14 protein-coding genes are annotated in these 16,280 nt (G+C 51.6%); 4 read left to right on the top strand and 10 right to left on the bottom strand.

Going from position 1 to position 16,280, the window contains the following annotated elements:
* Positions 1-123: 123 nt before the first annotated feature.
* Positions 124-1,158: an NADP(H)-dependent aldo-keto reductase gene (locus ACQY6F_RS00215; RefSeq protein ID WP_428771254.1), complete on the top strand. Its 1,035-nt coding sequence runs from the start codon at positions 124-126 to the stop codon at positions 1,156-1,158.
* Between the two features lie 35 nt (positions 1,159-1,193).
* On the opposite strand, the gene ACQY6F_RS00220 is transcribed toward ACQY6F_RS00215, so the two are convergent.
* From ACQY6F_RS00220 to brnQ, 5 genes are all read right to left on the bottom strand, one after another.
* Complete coding sequence (locus ACQY6F_RS00220; RefSeq protein WP_428771256.1) at positions 1,194-1,445, bottom strand: DUF1127 domain-containing protein; 252 nt, start codon at positions 1,443-1,445, stop codon at positions 1,194-1,196.
* 515 nt (positions 1,446-1,960) lie between these two features.
* Positions 1,961-3,295, bottom strand: a complete 1,335-nt coding sequence (gene vpsR, locus ACQY6F_RS00225; RefSeq protein ID WP_428771258.1) for a cyclic-di-GMP-binding transcriptional regulator VpsR — start codon at positions 3,293-3,295, stop codon at positions 1,961-1,963.
* Positions 3,296-3,554: 259 nt separating this feature from the next.
* The gene (gene lysS / locus ACQY6F_RS00230) at positions 3,555-5,072 is read right to left on the bottom strand and encodes a lysine--tRNA ligase (protein WP_428771260.1); all 1,518 of its coding nucleotides are present in this window, start codon (positions 5,070-5,072) and stop codon (positions 3,555-3,557) included.
* A gap of 34 nt (positions 5,073-5,106) precedes the next feature.
* Positions 5,107-6,205, bottom strand: a protein-coding gene (prfB, locus tag ACQY6F_RS00235; protein WP_428771262.1) for a peptide chain release factor 2 whose coding sequence is annotated in 2 segments (ribosomal slippage) — positions 5,107-6,129 and positions 6,131-6,205 — 1,098 coding nt in all. Because the reading frame shifts where the segments join, the coding sequence is not laid out codon by codon here.
* Between the two features lie 148 nt (positions 6,206-6,353).
* Positions 6,354-7,670 carry a branched-chain amino acid transport system II carrier protein gene (gene brnQ / locus ACQY6F_RS00240; RefSeq protein ID WP_428771264.1) on the bottom strand — a complete coding sequence of 439 codons (1,317 nt, stop codon included), beginning with the start codon at positions 7,668-7,670 and terminating at the stop codon, positions 6,354-6,356.
* 304 nt (positions 7,671-7,974) lie between these two features.
* Between brnQ and ACQY6F_RS00245 the strand changes: the two genes are divergently transcribed.
* Positions 7,975-8,694, top strand: a complete 720-nt coding sequence (locus ACQY6F_RS00245; RefSeq protein WP_428771266.1) for a tRNA1(Val) (adenine(37)-N6)-methyltransferase — start codon at positions 7,975-7,977, stop codon at positions 8,692-8,694.
* Between the two features lie 86 nt (positions 8,695-8,780).
* Positions 8,781-10,016 (top strand): ATP-dependent RNA helicase SrmB, encoded by a 1,236-nt coding sequence (gene srmB / locus ACQY6F_RS00250; RefSeq protein ID WP_428771268.1) that lies wholly within the window; start codon positions 8,781-8,783, stop codon positions 10,014-10,016.
* A gap of 233 nt (positions 10,017-10,249) precedes the next feature.
* Here the strand turns inward: srmB and prfC are convergent, their stop codons facing one another.
* The 5 genes from prfC to ubiT form a co-directional block, all read right to left on the bottom strand.
* On the bottom strand, positions 10,250-11,839 hold the full coding sequence (gene prfC, locus ACQY6F_RS00255; protein ID WP_428771270.1) for a peptide chain release factor 3: 1,590 nt from the start codon (positions 11,837-11,839) through the stop codon (positions 10,250-10,252).
* Between the two features lie 207 nt (positions 11,840-12,046).
* Positions 12,047-12,493 carry a ribosomal protein S18-alanine N-acetyltransferase gene (gene rimI, locus ACQY6F_RS00260; RefSeq protein WP_428771272.1) on the bottom strand — a complete coding sequence of 149 codons (447 nt, stop codon included), beginning with the start codon at positions 12,491-12,493 and terminating at the stop codon, positions 12,047-12,049.
* 7 nt (positions 12,494-12,500) lie between these two features.
* A complete protein-coding gene (locus ACQY6F_RS00265; RefSeq protein ID WP_428771274.1) occupies positions 12,501-12,902 on the bottom strand; it encodes a DNA polymerase III subunit psi in 402 nt (133 codons plus the stop codon).
* Positions 12,903-12,963: 61 nt separating this feature from the next.
* Entirely contained in the window at positions 12,964-13,500 is a 537-nt protein-coding gene (locus tag ACQY6F_RS00270) for a GNAT family N-acetyltransferase (RefSeq protein WP_428771276.1), read from the bottom strand.
* A complete protein-coding gene (gene ubiT / locus ACQY6F_RS00275; RefSeq protein WP_428771278.1) occupies positions 13,490-14,014 on the bottom strand; it encodes a ubiquinone anaerobic biosynthesis accessory factor UbiT in 525 nt (174 codons plus the stop codon). Before ubiT ends, ACQY6F_RS00270 begins: the two co-directional genes overlap by 11 nt.
* Positions 14,015-14,213: 199 nt before the next feature.
* On the opposite strand from ubiT, the gene ACQY6F_RS00280 reads away from it, so the two are divergent.
* Positions 14,214-16,253, top strand: a complete 2,040-nt coding sequence (locus ACQY6F_RS00280; RefSeq protein WP_428771280.1) for an EAL domain-containing protein — start codon at positions 14,214-14,216, stop codon at positions 16,251-16,253.
* Positions 16,254-16,280: the final 27 nt, after the last annotated feature.

The following is a 16,280-nucleotide window of genomic DNA, read 5'->3' on the forward strand; positions in this document are numbered from 1 at the left end:
CCTCCACTTCAAAAGTGTAGTCGAGCGAAACAAAATTACTAATTCCCCCCGATTGGCGCTTCTTTTAGGTACTGTTCTCCCATATATTGGGATCACTGGAGAGAACAATAAAAAGGACAGCTCATGCAATATCACAAAATTCCGCATTCGACGCTGGAGGTCAGCAAAATCTGTCTGGGCACCATGACCTATGGTGAACAAAACAGCGAGGCAGACGCATTCAGCCAACTCGATTACGCCGTTGAACGCGGAATCAATTTTATCGATACAGCGGAAATGTACCCGGTCCCCCCCAACGGCAAAAGTCAGGGGCTGACCGAGCAGTACATAGGCAACTGGCTGAGTAAATCCGGCAAACGGGAAAAAGTTGTACTGGCAACTAAAATCGCCGGACCTCGTAATGTCCCTTATATTCGCGATGACATGAGCCTGAACCGGCGCAATATCCATCAGGCCATAGATGACAGCCTGCGTCGGCTGCAGACCGACTATGTTGATCTTTACCAACTGCACTGGCCGCAAAGGCAGACCAACTGCTTCGGTCAGCTCAATTATCCCTACCCGGACACGCAACAGGAAGTGACCCTAATTGAAACTCTGGAAGCTCTGGCTGAGCTGATCAAAGCGGGCAAAGTCCGCTATATCGGGGTTTCGAACGAAACGCCCTGGGGCGTCATGTCGCTCCTCAGGCTGGCAGAAAAGCACGAACTGCCGCGAATCGTGACTATTCAGAACCCATACAACCTACTCAACCGGAGTTTTGAAGTCGGCTTGTCGGAAATCAGCCACTTCGAAGGCGTCCAGTTGCTGGCCTACTCACCGATGGCATTTGGCTGCCTGAGTGGTAAATATCTCAATGGTAAGCGGCCTGAAGGTGCACGTTGCAGTCTGTTCGACCGCTTTGTCCGCTACTTCACCCCGCAGGGAATTAAGGCCACCGAAGCTTATGTTGATCTGGCCGGGCGTCATGGCTTGGATCCGGCACAACTGGCACTGGCCTTTGTAAACCAGCGCCCTTTTGTTGCGTCAAACATTATTGGTGCTACCAATTTAGACCAGCTTAAAGCCAATATTGACAGCCTGGATGTAAAACTGAGCGATGAGTTATTACAAGAGTTGCAGCAGATTGGGACAACTTACTCCAATCCCTGCCCATAGGAAACGTCGGGGCTAGCCGCAGCTAGCCCTTCGGTTTACGTCGGTATTCGCGCACTGAGCACCCGGCGAAGATGTCTTACACGGCGTTCTGCGGTGACGGCTGTCGGCTCAGAAACGCCAATCGGACGACCATCCTGCTCAAGACCGATATCTTTTAGCAAGTGAGCGCTGTGCCAGGGGATCTGATAGGCACTTTGACGTAGTTTGCGTTTCCACTGTCGATCTTCTCGGCGTAAATCGACTTTAACGAGCAGTGTGGCAAGTTTCAGGTAAATTGAATGGTTCATGGTATTTCTCCGCTGTTGAGATAACAAAGCCGGGAAAATGCCAGACAAATTAAAGCGGTGAAAAGCTCAGGACTCTAATTGGCTGTCAATTTCCGCAGCCAATTAAAATGTGGATACGGATTCGTTAGTTAGCTTGGGTTGTAGGTCGAACGTTGCGTGCTGCGCAGCGGGAAGAATCCGCCATAAAATCAGCACACAGATCGAAAGACGCACAACGGGTTTGAATGACATTGAAATGTTTCATGTGCGCCTCCTAGCTAATTTGAATCCGTAGAGAAAAATGTTGGTAAACGTTTGCTTACGGTTAAATTCTATGCAAACGAGTTGATAAAGCAACCGAAAAATCGCTTTTCTAACAAAAACCGATACATCGTCCAAATACCATTGATCTGATGATTAAAATACAAACTATCCTGCCATTGTTTTTACGTGTTACAGGTTAAAGTATTGAAATGAAATAATAAAACCGTACAGCACTCAAACTGCCGTACGGTTAGGGAAGGAAAAGGAAAAGATTAGTAGACGTTACTGCCGATCAGGTTGTGTTTGTTGAGTAGCCGGTACATAGTCGCCCGTGACACCCCGAGTTCTTTGGCTGCCATTGACACCTGCCCGGAGTGGGACTCCAGAACCAGCCGCAGGGCATCGCATTCACACCGTTCGCGAATGCTCTTCAGGCTCTGCTTACCATTGGTCAAGCTTTCCAGACCCAGCTGGTCTTCATCGATCATCACACTGTCAGACATCAGCACCGCCCGTTTAACCTGATTCATCAGCTCCCGCACGTTCCCCGGCCAGTGATAACGGGTCAGAGAGCGGGTCGCTTGCTCAGTAAAGCTACGCGCCTGGGCATTGAACTCTTTGGAGTATTGACGCAGGAAATGGTTGGCCAGTACCGCGATATCTCCGGCTCTTTCTTTCAGGCTGGGCACCTGGATACGCAGTACATTCAGGTGATGATACAACTCTTCGTTAAAGTCACCGTTGATCAGTGCCTTTTCAATATCAGCCGAATTGGCGGTCAGTACCCGGACATCCACTTCCTTCTGCCCCTGATCCGTCTCGACACAGCCCGACTGCAGGAAACGCAGTAAATTAAGCTGCTGAGTTTTGGGCAGGGTGACAATGTCGTTGAGCAGTATGGTCCCGCCATGAGCCCGCTCCAGTATTGACAGCTGGGCCGGATCTTCTTTATCAATGCCGAACAAGTCACATTCCAGACGGCGTTCAGACATCGCCCGACAGTTCACCGAGATAAATTCCTGCTGTGCCCGCGCTGATGTGTTATGTACCGCTCGGGCTACCGTTTCTTTACCGGTACCATTTTCGCCATTGATCAATATACTGACATCGGTCGGCCCAACCCGCTTAATTTGGTCTCTCAATCGCTTCATCGCCAACGATTCACCAATCAAGCCCATATCCCGGTTTTCGCCATAATGTGGCCAGACTTTCTTTTCCAGCTTCAGCATGCCCAACTGATGGCCAACGGTACTGATTAACTGGGCATCCGGGATCGGCGCGGTGAAGAAGTCGATACAGAAGTTAACAATAAACTGGCAAATGGTGTCTGAGCTTAACTGTGATTCGCGAATAAACGCCAGCCAGCGCACATGGCGGTGGCTACTGACTAAGTTCGCCATGCCGTTGAGACTGAACTCATCGTGACACAGGTCTACAATACCAATACATGGACCTATTTCAGTGAACAGAGCATCGGCTTTGCGCAGATCCGCACACTGAGTGCAGCGCCAACCGGCCTGCTCCAGAACCGATAGCCAAGGTTCATACGTACCACCAACCACCACCAGCGAGCCAGGGAGAGAATCCATTCGAAACTGTGATCCCATTGCAACATCCTTTGACTAATTTTACCTTTTTCACTGCAACTCATAGACTGCATAAATATGATGAATACATTACCCTAAGGTGGCATATTCATACGTCTTAATAATAAGACTAGTGACTCATATCGATTTTTACGAATCAAAATGCCCAAGAAAGCTTAAATTATGGAATCAATGTCTGAATTTAGCCAAAAACTTTCCTGTGACCAAGATCAAAAAAAGCCACCCAAAGGTGGCTTTAACCGTATGATATATTTGAATTTTATCCCTGTGGGCGCATTGCCGGAAACAGGATAACATCTCGAATTGTATGCGTATTGGTAAACAACATCACCAGACGGTCAATACCGATACCCTGACCAGCGGTTGGTGGCAGACCATGTTCTAGAGCAGTGATGTAATCCGCATCGTAATACATAGCTTCATCGTCACCGGCATCTTTCGCTTCAACCTGAGCTTTGAAACGAGCATCCTGATCTTCCGCATCGTTCAGCTCCGAGAATCCATTCGCGACTTCACGGCCGCCAATGAAGAACTCAAAACGGTCCGTGATAAACGGATTGTCATCATTACGACGTGCCAGCGGCGAAATATCGGCCGGGTAACCGGTGATGAACGTTGGCTGAATCAGTTGCGGTTCTGCGGTTTCGCCAAAGATCTCTTCCAGCAGTTGGCCGCAAGTCCAGAACGATTCCACTTCTACGTGAACGGATTTGGCAATCGCAACCAGATAGTCACGATCCTGCGCTTTGTCATAGTCCAGCGCCTGAATCTCAGCGTGATTCGGGTTGTACTGCTTGATCGCTTCCAGCATGCTCATGCGTGGGTAGCTGCCACCGAATTCAACCGTGTGCTCACCGTAAGGCATAGCGGTCGCGCCGACGACATCCAGCGCAACAGTGCGCAGCATCTCTTCTGTCAGATCCATCAGATCATTGTAATCTGAGTACGCCTGGTAGAACTCCATCATAGTGAATTCTGGGTTATGGCGTGGAGACAGACCTTCGTTACGGAAGTTACGGTTGATTTCGAACACGCGATCAAATCCACCGACGACCAGACGCTTCAGGTACAGCTCAGGTGCAACGCGCAGGTACATGTCGATATCCAGGGCGTTGTGATGGGTGATAAACGGACGCGCGGTCGCACCGCCAGGGATCACGTGCATCATTGGCGTTTCCACTTCCAGGTAACCTTTCGAGGTCATGAAGTTACGGATTGAAGCCACCAGTTTTGAGCGGATGATAAAGGCACGGCGAGAATCTTCGTTAACGATCAGGTCAACATAGCGCTGACGGTAACGCATCTCCTGGTCGGTCAGGCCATGAAATTTTTCCGGCAGAGGACGCAGCGCTTTGGTCAGCAGCTCGTACTCTTCCATATTGACATACAGGTCGCCTTTGCCTGACTTGTGCAGCGCACCTTTAACACCGATGATGTCGCCAATATCCAGACCCTGGTATTTCGCTTTAAGTTCTTTCTGCACTTCTTTGGCAGCGTAAGCCTGAATACGGCCAGAGGTTTCCTGAATCACCAGGAAAGGACCGCGTTTAGCCATAATACGGCCAGCGATAGCCACCACATGGTTTAATTCTTCCAGCTCTTCCTTGCTCTTTTCACCGAACTCTTTTTGCAAGTCACCCGCGAGGCTGTCACGACGAAAGTCATTTGGGTGGCCATTTGCTTTGCAGCTCTTGCGGATCTCGTCCAGCTTACCGCGGCGCTCAGCAATCAGCTTGTTTTCTTCTTGAATGTTGTCAGTTTGAACAGCATCAGTCATTTTCGATCTATCCTGTCTTGGGTCGGTGAAAAGCTTACAGTCCTGATTTCAGGCTGGCTTCAATAAATTTGTCGAGATCGCCGTCAAGCACCGCCTGGGTATTGCGGTTTTCAACGCCGGTACGTAAGTCTTTAATTCGCGAGTCATCCAGCACGTAAGAACGGATTTGGCTACCCCAACCGATGTCCGATTTGGCATCTTCGTTGGCTTGCTTCTCGGCGTTCTGCTTGTGCAGCTCCAGTTCGAATAATTTAGCGCGCAGCTGTTTCATCGCCTGGTCTTTGTTTTTGTGCTGTGAACGGTCGTTCTGACACTGTACCACGGTATTGGTTGGCAAGTGGGTAATCCGAACCGCAGACTCTGTGGTGTTTACGTGCTGACCACCAGCCCCTGACGCGCGGTACACATCGATACGCAGGTCGGCAGGGTTAATGTCGATAGCAATGTTTTCATCCACTTCAGGGTAGACAAACGCAGAAGCAAAAGAGGTATGACGGCGGCCGCCTGAATCGAATGGCGATTTACGTACCAAGCGATGCACGCCGGTTTCGGTCCGTAGCCAGCCATAAGCGTATTCACCGGAAATGCGTACCGTGGCCGATTTCAGTCCGGCAACTTCACCTTCAGAAACTTCGATCACTTCGGCTTTGAACCCTTTCGCTTCCGCCCAGCGCAGATACATGCGCAGCATCATGTTGGTCCAGTCTTGTGCTTCGGTACCGCCCGAACCCGCTTGCAGATCGATATAACAATCTGACCCGTCGTGGTCGCCCGAGAACATACGGCGGAACTCCAGCCCGGCCAGCTTCTGTTCCAGTTCAGCCAGTTCAGGATCGATTTCATCAAACGTTTCCTGATCCTGCTCTTCCACTGCCAGCTCCAGCAGACCGTCGATATCGTCAACCCCCTGCTCCAGTTGGTCGATGGTTTCAACTACCGCTTCCAGTGTGGCCCGCTCTTTACCCAGTGCCTGGGCACGTTCCGGTTCATTCCACACATCCGGTTGCTCTAGTTCTGCGTTGACTTCTTCCAGACGCTCTTTCTTGGCGTCATAGTCAAAGATACCCCCTCAGGACATTCGTGCGCTCAGACACATCCTGCAGACGGTTTTTAATTGGATTGATTTCAAACATGTTTGCTCAACATTTTAGCTTACAAATTAACCGCAGAATTCTACTGAAAAATGTGACGAAGATACAGAAATTTTTAGCCTTCCAGACCGCTTGCAGATAAAAAAATCCCCCGTAGCCAGGCGACGGGGGATTCTTGATTACCGGGTTGTTACTGAGCGCGCTCTTGTGCCAGCACCTGCTCATCACGTTTGCCAATGAAGCACATGCAGACCATTGCAGCCAGTGTCGGCGGCAACCAGCCCATACCATATTCAAACAGCGGCAACATGTTCAACGCCGAAACATCAATACCGACAACTTTCGCCGCATCGATCAGCGCAAACAGCAGCGAAATCAGCAGTACCACCCGGTAGGCAACAAACGGGTTTGGCAACCTGTTGCGAATCAGGGTCAGCGCCACCAGCGCAATCGCAACCGGATAGAGGGCAAACAGTACAGGTACCGACAGCGAAATCAGCTGCGACAGACCCACGTTGGCAACGATGGCACACGCCACGCCATTGATGATCACCCAGCTTTTGTACGATACCGGCGTCAGGCTGCTGAAATACTCGGAACAGGCGGAAATCAGGCCGATAGCGGTTGTCAGACAGGCCAGCAAAACGATTACCGACAGAACGATCTGACCGTAAGGGCCGAACAGGGCCTGCACGTACTGGCTAAGCACCACACCACCGTTATCTGCCCCTGACGCGACACTGGCACTGGTTGCGCCAAGCACAAACAGCGACACGTAAACAAACGCTAGACCAACGGCCGCAATGACAGCGGCATTGATCAGGTAACGGGTCGTCGCGGCCTGATCTGTCACGCCTTTGCTGCGAATCGCATCGACAATCAACATGCCGAACATCAGCGCACCAAACGTATCCATGGTGTTGTAGCCTTCCAGGAAGCCTTTGATCAGCGGTTGGCTGGCATATTCGCCCTGGGCCGCGATAGCTTCACCCTGAGGATCGACAAACACCGCAAACGCCAGGATCACCAAGCTGACAAACAGCACCGGGGTCAGCACTTTGCCTATCACATCGATAAGTTTACCCTGCGCCCAGGCAAACCCCATCGCCACCAGAAAAAACACCACCGAAAAGGCGGTCAGGTGCAGTTGCTCGGCATTGGCAATAAACGGTTTAATCGCCATTTCGTACGCAACCAGGCCGGTACGCGGCGCCGCGAATGCCGGACCGATAATAATAAAGATCAGCACCGCCATCAGAGTGGCACTCTGCTTGGGCAAATATTGAGTCAGGTGCTGCCAGGAGCCTCCGGCGACTGCGATAGCAATAATGGTAATCAAAGGGAGGCCTACCGCGGTCACCAGGAAGCCAAACATGGCAGGCAACAAGTTTTCGCCAGCAAGCTGGCCGGCTAAAGGTGGAAAAATGATGTTTCCGGCGCCAAGAAAGAAAGCGAAAAGCATAAAGCCTAACGCTACAATATCGGTTAGTTTTAGTGTCTGTTTCACAGATGAACCTTGTCTGTCTATTGTGATGGAATCTTGCTCTGCTACGCGACTTATCGCCACGGCAGGCTATTTTTATCGCGGCATGATGACCAAAAAGAGTTTTGATCGCAAGTTAACCGGCAAAAACGCAATATAAATTCACTCCTTAAATGAAATTCAGTTAAAAATAACAATATAATCGCACTTACGCAGGATATTATTTTATCAAAACCGAAACAAAACCAGCACAATACAGAATAACCAACCAAACAACCCGTTAACATTAATTATAAATTCTTTAAAAGAGTAATTTATCCGAATAAACATGAAGAGTGGCACGAAGAAAAATAATCACTTCCAATTCAAGCAGTTTGCTGTAGACGCAGGATTGTCGGGGATGCGAGTCAGTACCGATGGCGTCATGCTGGGTGCCTGGGCCGAACTCGGCAACCGCAGGACGCTACTGGATATCGGCACCGGAACCGGTTTGCTGGCCCTGATGTGTGCGCAGCGTTACCCGGATCTGGCGGTAACCGCGATTGATATTGATGATCACGCCATTGCCGCTGCCCGGCACAACCTGGCTCACTCACCGTGGCCAGAACGTATCAGCCTGCAACAAGGCGATGTGCTGAGTTACCCTTTTGAGCAGAGGTTTGATGCCATCATCTGTAACCCGCCCTACTTCCTGTCTGGAGAACAGGCCAGTAATCGCCAGCGTGCCACCGCCAGACATGCCGACCAACTCGATCATGGCCAGCTGCTGGTGCGCTGTCGACAGTTACTGACTCCTACCGGCACCGCCAGTTTTATTCTGCCGAAAACGGAAGGGGACTGGTTCATTCGTCTGGCCGAAGCAGACGAATGGTACGTCCGCCGCCTGACCAGCGTGCAGCCGACCGAGCATAAACCGGTTAGCCGCTATCTGATTGAGCTGTCTCTGCTGACGTGCGAACTCCAAGCAGAACAGTGGCCGATTCAGCAATGCGGCCAGTATTCGGCCGAGTTTGTCCGGCTAACCCGCGCCTTTTACCTTAAGATGTAAAATAAGGTGTGATCCCAGGCAGTGATCACACTATAATGTGCGGCCAATTTTCGTATACCGGCCAGACGGCTTGTGGAGACAACAGAGTGATTCGTAATTTTGCAGAACTAGAGCTGGAGCCAAACCTGCTGCTCGCTCTTGAAGAGCTGGGCTTTGAACGCCCGACCCAGGTACAGGCAGAAGCGATCCCACAAGCACTGGATGGCCGGGATGTGATGGCCTCCGCCCCGACAGGCACCGGTAAAACGGCCGCTTTTGTCCTGCCGGCGCTGCAGTATCTGCAGGACTTTCCGCGTCGCAAACCGGGCCCTGCGCGAGTACTGATCCTGACTCCGACCCGTGAGCTGGCGATGCAGGTGGCCGACCAGGCTCGTGCCCTGGCGAAACATACCAAGCTGAATATCTTCACCATTACCGGCGGAGTCGAATATCAGGCGCACGCCGATATTCTGGCGACCACTCAGGATATCGTGGTGGCGACTCCTGGTCGTCTGATGGAATACATTGAAGGCGAACGCTTTGATTGCCGCGCGATCGAGTGGTTGATCCTGGATGAAGCGGATCGCATGCTGGATATGGGCTTCGGACCGGTCGTCGACCGTTTGTCTGCCGAGTGCCGCTGGCGTAAGCAGACACTGCTGTTCTCAGCCACTTTGGAGGGTCGAGGAGTCGAAGGTTTCAGTGCTGGCCTGCTGAAAGAGCCGGCGCAAATTGATGCCCAGCCATCACGACGCGAGCGCAAGAAAATTGCTCAGTGGTACCACCGCGCTGACAGCATGGAGCACAAACTGGCGCTGCTGAAACATATCGTCACCGAGCAAGCCGAGCGGACCATCGTCTTTATCAAAACCCGAGAGCGCCTGGCTGAGCTGCGTTCTGCACTGGAAAGCGCCGAGATTCCTTGCGCCTGGATCCAGGGCGAGATGCCGCAAGACCGACGCAACAACGCCATCAGCCGCTTCCGCGAAGGTAGCGTTAATATTCTGCTGGCTACCGATGTCGCCGCCCGGGGGATCGATCTGCCGGACGTCAGCCACGTGATCAACTATGATATGCCGCGCACCGCTGATATCTATCTGCACCGTATCGGCCGTACCGCGCGAGCGGGCAAAAAAGGCAGCGCAATCTCACTGGTTGAAGCGCATGATCAGCCGATGATGGAGCGGGTGATCCGCTACATCAAAGAAGAGGTCAAAGAGCGGTTTATCGACGGCATGCGCCCACAACACAAAAAACCGGTATTTAAGAAGAAAAAGAAAAAAGACGACAAGAAAAAATCTGCCGCGAAGGGTAAAGCGAAAGTCGCGAAGAAGAAAAAGTAGCTACAGGGTTAGGCAACTAGATTGATATAAGGGTTGATGCTTTGCGTCAACCCTTTTTATTTTCTGCCCTTTACACGAACATCCTCAACGGTGGCATACGAACGAGTTAGCCGTGCTAACGAATGACCAGCGTTCTAATGGTCACAATATCACTGCAAATAAAAAAATGCCGCCTCAATAAGAAGCGGCATTCAAAACACGTTATCAGCAAAGCAGTTGCTGTTGTAACAAGATTAGTGTTCGCGGGTGGCGCGGAAATTCACTTCAGGGAAACGCTCCTGGGCCAGGTTCAGGTTGACCATAGTCGGCGCAACGTAGGACAGATTGTCACCGCCATCCAGCGCCAGGTTAGCCTGGTTTTTGCGCTTGAACTCATCCAGTTTTTTCTCGTCATCGCACTCAACCCAACGGGCGGTCGCGACGTTGACGCTTTCATAGATGGCTTCCACGTTGTATTCCGCTTTCAGACGTGCGACCACGACATCAAACTGCAGCACACCGACCGCACCGACGATCAAATCGTTGTTTTGCAGCGGGCGGAATACCTGAACCGCACCCTCTTCAGACAACTGCACCAGGCCTTTCAGCAGCTGCTTCTGCTTAAGTGGATCTTTTAAACGGATCCGGCGGAACAGTTCCGGAGCAAAGTTCGGAATGCCGGCGAATTTGAGGCTTTCGCCCTGGGTGAAGGTATCACCAATCTGAATCGTGCCGTGGTTGTGCAAACCGATAATATCACCGGCATAGGCATTTTCAGCCCGGGAACGGTCGCCAGCCATAAAGGTCACCGCGTCGGAAATATTAATCTGCTTGCCGATACGGACGTGATTCATCTTCATGCCCTGGCTGTAAGTACCAGAGACAATACGCATAAAGGCGATACGGTCACGGTGTTTCGGGTCCATATTGGCCTGGATCTTAAACACAAAGCCGGAGAATTTTTCTTCCGTGGCTTCCACTTCACGCTCATTGGCCTGGCGTGGCAGTGGCGATGGTGCCCACTCGGTCAGGCCATCCAGCATATGGTCGACACCGAAGTTACCCAGTGCGGTACCAAAGAATACCGGCGTCAACTCACCCGCTAAAAACAGTTCGCGATCAAACTCGTGCGACGCCCCCAACACCAGCTCCAGCTCTTCACGCAGCTGTTCGGCCAGCTCTGCGCCGACCGCGTCGTCCAGTTCAGGGTTATCCAGCCCTTTAATGATGCGCTGCTCCTGAATGGTGTGGCCCTGACCGGTCGCGTAAAGAATGGTTTCATCACGGTGGATATGGTAAACGCCTTTAAATTCTTTACCACAACCAATCGGCCAGGAAACCGGCGCACAGGCGATATTCAGTTCGCTTTCCACTTCGTCCAGTAACTCCATCGGGTCACGGATATCGCGGTCCAGTTTGTTCATAAAGGTGACGATAGGCGTATCACGCAGACGGGTGACTTCCATCAGTTTACGTGTCCGGTCTTCGACACCTTTAGCCGCATCGATCACCATCAGACAGGAGTCTACCGCCGTCAGGGTACGGTAGGTATCTTCCGAGAAATCTTCGTGTCCCGGGGTATCAAGCAGGTTGACCAGGCAATCGTTGTAAGGGAACTGCATTACCGAGGTGGTCACCGAGATGCCCCGCTCTTTTTCCATCTCCATCCAGTCCGACTTGGCGTGCTGGGCAGAGCCACGCCCTTTTACCGTGCCCGCGGTCTGGATTGCGCGTCCAAACAACAACACTTTTTCGGTAATGGTGGTTTTACCCGCATCGGGGTGAGAGATGATAGCAAAAGTCCGGCGACGCGAGACTTGCTGCAAAAAAGGCGCATTTGACATTCGAAACTTCTTCTCGTTGACTGACAAACGGGCCCAGCGACACGCTGTAGCTGCCGGCCGGTCTGTCGGATGAATCAAAATTGGCGCCTATTCTCGCTGATCTGGCGGTGATAAACAATCACTGGCGACATTCTGCTCATAGGAGTTGTCGGCAAAATCGGCCATCACTGCTGAGCTGACTAAAATAGGTGGTGAACGACGAAGGGGTTAGAACAGGAAATAGCTCATGATAATCGCATCTTCACGACCGTTGTCCGCCGGATAGTAACCAATCCTCCGGTCCACTTCATTGAACCCGGCTTGTAGATACATCTGGTAAGCGGCATTGTTACTGGCTCTCACTTCCAGCCAGATACTTTCCGCGCCGAGGCTTTGGCACTGCTCCAGCAGATGTTGCAGCAGCTGCTTACCCAGTCCCTGCCCCTGGCATTTCGGGTCAACCGCAATATTGAGCAGCGAAACCTCACCGACAATATTCTGCGCGTAGTAATAGCCGACGATATGATTGTCGCGTCTAAGCAGCCAGTGACAGGCGCCACGGCTTTGCAGATCGTCAATGGATTTTCTCGCCCAAGGGTGGCTGTGGGCTTGCTGTTCAATTTGCCAGATCTGGTCGAGATCGCTGGATTGCAACGGGGAAAAGGTCAAAGTCATAAAGGTATTAGCCGTTCTGATAACGACAGATTTGTTGCCACAAGGCACGTTTCTGGTTTGGGTTGCCGTCGATCATTTTCAGCGGCGGTGTCTCGAGTTGCTGAGTGGCCTGGCAAGGCTGGCGGTCACAACCGGCAAACCAGACCCAGCGCAGTGCATCGCAGCAATACTGCGCTAAGGCTTCCGGTGTAGTATGACGAGCCTGGCTAAGGTTCAGGCCGATACTTTTCAGTACATTTTCAAACAATACCGCTTCCGCATCCACAGGACAGGATGGTGCCACCAGCAGCAACTGACACTCAGCCGGTAGCGGCTGTGGCACAGCCTGATAGCCAGTCAGGCGCTCAGGATGAACCAGCGTCCAGTTGGCGATGCCCATCTGTTGTAGATACTGTGCGTCTTTGTGCATTTTTCGTCACCTGTTTTCCCGGCCGGCTATAGTAACAAAACAACTCAGTGTCTGTCTGCGACTATTGCTCGCCATCTTCGGGAAAAACCTGGCCAAACTCAGGGCTATAACTGACCAACGCCAGTTGCCCTTTTTCAGGGGATATCGGGGCCAGTTCCGCCATCGAACAGAACTGGAACGCGCCCTCTGGCACAGACCACTGACAACGCAAGCCGTGCAGCGCCGCGTCGGCAAAACCAAATTGACTGTAATAAGCCGGATCGCCCAGTACCACGCAGGCCGGATAACCGAACTCCAGCAGCGAAGCTAACCCTTCGCGCACCAACTGACCACCGATACCCTGACCTCGATAGTCCGCCCTGACCGCCAGTGGGGCCAGGCCTTGCCAGCCGAAGTCCTCACCATCCACCAGTACCGGTGTAAACAGGACATAGCCGACCACCTCACCGTCGTCAGTACACGCCACCAGCGATAAGGTCAGACGGCTGTTTTCACGCAGTTGCATCACCAGTTTCGCTTCCTGGTCACTGTCAAATGTCGCGGCCAGCAAACGGTCGATTGCCAGTATATCTGCCGGAGCTTCAGTTCTAATAAGCATTCAGTCTCTCTTGATTCACTTGCTCGGGGGGCGTCAGGCCTCGATGCACAAATTGGGCTAATTGTTGCAACATAATTTGCATCGCTTTCGGTAACTGCTGCAAGTCTACACTATCCATCAGGTTTTTCACTTCCAGGCCAAGCTCCGTGTCCCCTTCAATGGACAGGCGGCGTTGGAAAAATAGCGTATCCGGATCTTCTTTGCGCCCGGCGATCAGGATCAGGTCATTGAGATTGCCGCTGAAACTGACGTCTTGCTCCACAGCAGCCGTCGAAACTTTCAGGCGCTCGTCTTGATAAGTAATAAACCAGCGTAAGTCGAGATCTTTAACCTCAACTTTCAGCCACTTATCTTTCAGGAATTCAAAATCACCATCTTCCAGCGCCTCACGAAAAACCGCTTTCAACCCTTCGAGCAAGACGGTTTTTTGTACAAAGTTGGGGCAAAATTGGACTGGAGATCTCAAAATTGATGCTGCATTTTCAACTAAGTGATGGTGAATCTTGTTTAGCACGCGCGTTATCCGTTAATTTGTTTTTCAAAGTTTTTCCATCTTAATGGATGATATTGCGCAAATTCCTGTCGTGTATCAAGAAAGTGACATTTGTGTGAATAACCTCAATATCGCACTATAGACGTTTTACGCTAGCTACTTTCGCGCTATTATTCCTTGAGAGAATATTAAGCTCTTCAGACAGTTGGTAATACATTTGATGCCTTCGCAACAGTTACAGCAGTGGTTCACTAAGTTCACCGCAAAAAGTCCGTTCTTTTTTGCCGTGCTTGATAGTCAGCATAACTATCACATGGTCAATGAGAGATACTGTGACATTGCGGGTCTCGACAGCAGTGAAATCATTGGTATGAGTGACAGGCTTGTGATGGGCGAAATGTTCTATAACACGCTCAAACCCTATTACCAACGCGCATTCCAGGGCGAGTCACTGGAAGCCGAAATCACTCTCAATGAGATTGATCTGGAAACCAGCCTCCATTTCAGCCTGTCTCCTGTCGAACACGATAACCGCATCGAACACATCGTCTTTCATGCCATCGACACCTCGGAGAAGCAGCTATTGGTCCGCTCGCTGGAAGAGTCGGAAAACAAATTCTCCACTCTGAGTGGTCTGTTGCATGACGGCCTGTTACTGGTCGAAGACGACTGCATCATTTCGGCTAATCCGGCTGCCTGTCGGCTGCTCGGCTTTGACAGCAGTAAAGATCTGCTGGGCGAAGAGCTGTCACGACTGTTTATTGATGAAAAAACCAAAACCGTGTTCAGTGCTCCCCTGTCCAGCCGATTGACCAGTAAGCCGCTTAGCTGTTTGACCGGTCCCAATTGTGGCCTGGAACGTCGGGTGACCCTACAAGCAGAATCCGCGTTGATTTTGGGTAATCAGTCGCATCTGGTACTGATCCAGGACGCAGAGCAGCGACTGGCACCCTCCAGTCAGGCCAGCCAGGACGACGCGCTGACCGACAGCCTGACCGGTTTGTACAACCGACCAGGGTTTATCAAACGGCTCGAGCAGTTCATCCACAATGATACCCCGCTGATCCTGCTCTATCTGGATATTGATAACTTCAAAAGTATCAATGACTCACTGGGCCACCACATCGGTGACAAAGTGATCAAAGAAGTGTCGTCGCGGCTGAAACGGCTGGTGCCACCTCATGCGGTAATTGGCCATCTTTCCGGTGATGAATTTGCCCTGATCCTGCCGGATCCGGAAAGTCACCGGGTCGCCGAAAAACTGGCTGAACGCATTATCTCGACCGTCAATCAGCCGTTTGATCTGCACCATTTCAGCAAACGCCTTGCCTGTTCCATAGGCAGCGTCAGTTATCCCGGCGACGGCAGCGATGCACGCATGCTGCTACAAAATGCCGATACCGCCATGTATGAGGCCAAAGACCGGGGCCGCAACCGCGTGATCAAATTCAATAACCAGATGAATAAAGAAGCTCGCATGCGACTCTGGCTGGAGATTGAATTACAGAAAGCACTGCAACAGAACGGTCTGGAAGTCTGGTATCAGCCGAAAGTCAACGCCCGTGATTTCAGTATTAACGGCGCAGAAGCATTGGTGCGCTGGAAACATCCGGTGGAAGGTTACATCAGCCCGGCGGCCTTTATCCCGGTCGCGGAACGGGCCGGGTTAATCGAACACTTAGGCCGGGTAGTGATGCGCGAAGTATTCAATACGGTCAAACGCTGGAAGCTGCAGGGCATCCTGCCGGGGCGGGTGGCGATCAACATTTCACCAGAACAGTTCGGCAACCCGCAGCTGATCGATTTTCTGGAAAAACTGCTCCGCACCACCGAGCTAGACCCCAGCTGCATCACCTTTGAGCTGACTGAAAGTGCGGTAATGAGCGACAGTGAACACACGTTACAGATGCTCAATGCGATTAAAAAGCTCGGTTTTTCCCTGTCGATCGATGACTTCGGCACCGGTTATAGCTCGCTCTCATACCTGGCACGATTCCCTATCGATGAGCTGAAAATCGACCGAGCCTTTATTACCGATATCGACGTGCTGCCTAAACAGGTCACCGTGATCGAAAACATCATTAACCTGGGCAAATCGCTCAGTCTCCGTGTGGTAGCGGAAGGGGTGGAAACCCAGCAACAGGCCACACTGCTGTCTAACCTCAGCTGTCACGCCATCCAGGGATTCCACTTTCATCGCCCGCAACCTAAGCACGATGTGGAAGAACTGTTCGCACAGAACCGGCGACATAAAAGTTAATACCTTGTTGGTATTTCGTTCTCAAAC

Source organism: Vibrio sp. (assembly GCF_050299255.1).
GTDB lineage: Bacteria > Pseudomonadota > Gammaproteobacteria > Enterobacterales > Vibrionaceae > Vibrio.

Bases quoted from the DNA above. Each gene is read 5' to 3' on its own strand.
- ACQY6F_RS00215 (WP_428771254.1), top strand. From the start codon at position 124: ATGCAATATCACAAAATTCCGCATTCGACGCTGGAGGTCAGCAAAATC.
- ACQY6F_RS00220 (WP_428771256.1), bottom strand. From the start codon at position 1,445: ATGAACCATTCAATTTACCTGAAACTTGCCACACTGCTCGTTAAAGTC.
- vpsR (WP_428771258.1), bottom strand. From the start codon at position 3,295: ATGGGATCACAGTTTCGAATGGATTCTCTCCCTGGCTCGCTGGTGGTG.
- lysS (WP_428771260.1), bottom strand. From the start codon at position 5,072: ATGACTGATGCTGTTCAAACTGACAACATTCAAGAAGAAAACAAGCTG.
- ACQY6F_RS00245 (WP_428771266.1), top strand. From the start codon at position 7,975: ATGAAGAGTGGCACGAAGAAAAATAATCACTTCCAATTCAAGCAGTTT.
- prfC (WP_428771270.1), bottom strand. From the start codon at position 11,839: ATGTCAAATGCGCCTTTTTTGCAGCAAGTCTCGCGTCGCCGGACTTTT.
- rimI (WP_428771272.1), bottom strand. From the start codon at position 12,493: ATGACTTTGACCTTTTCCCCGTTGCAATCCAGCGATCTCGACCAGATC.
- ACQY6F_RS00265 (WP_428771274.1), bottom strand. From the start codon at position 12,902: ATGCACAAAGACGCACAGTATCTACAACAGATGGGCATCGCCAACTGG.
- ACQY6F_RS00270 (WP_428771276.1), bottom strand. From the start codon at position 13,500: ATGCTTATTAGAACTGAAGCTCCGGCAGATATACTGGCAATCGACCGT.
- ACQY6F_RS00280 (WP_428771280.1), top strand. From the start codon at position 14,214: ATGCCTTCGCAACAGTTACAGCAGTGGTTCACTAAGTTCACCGCAAAA.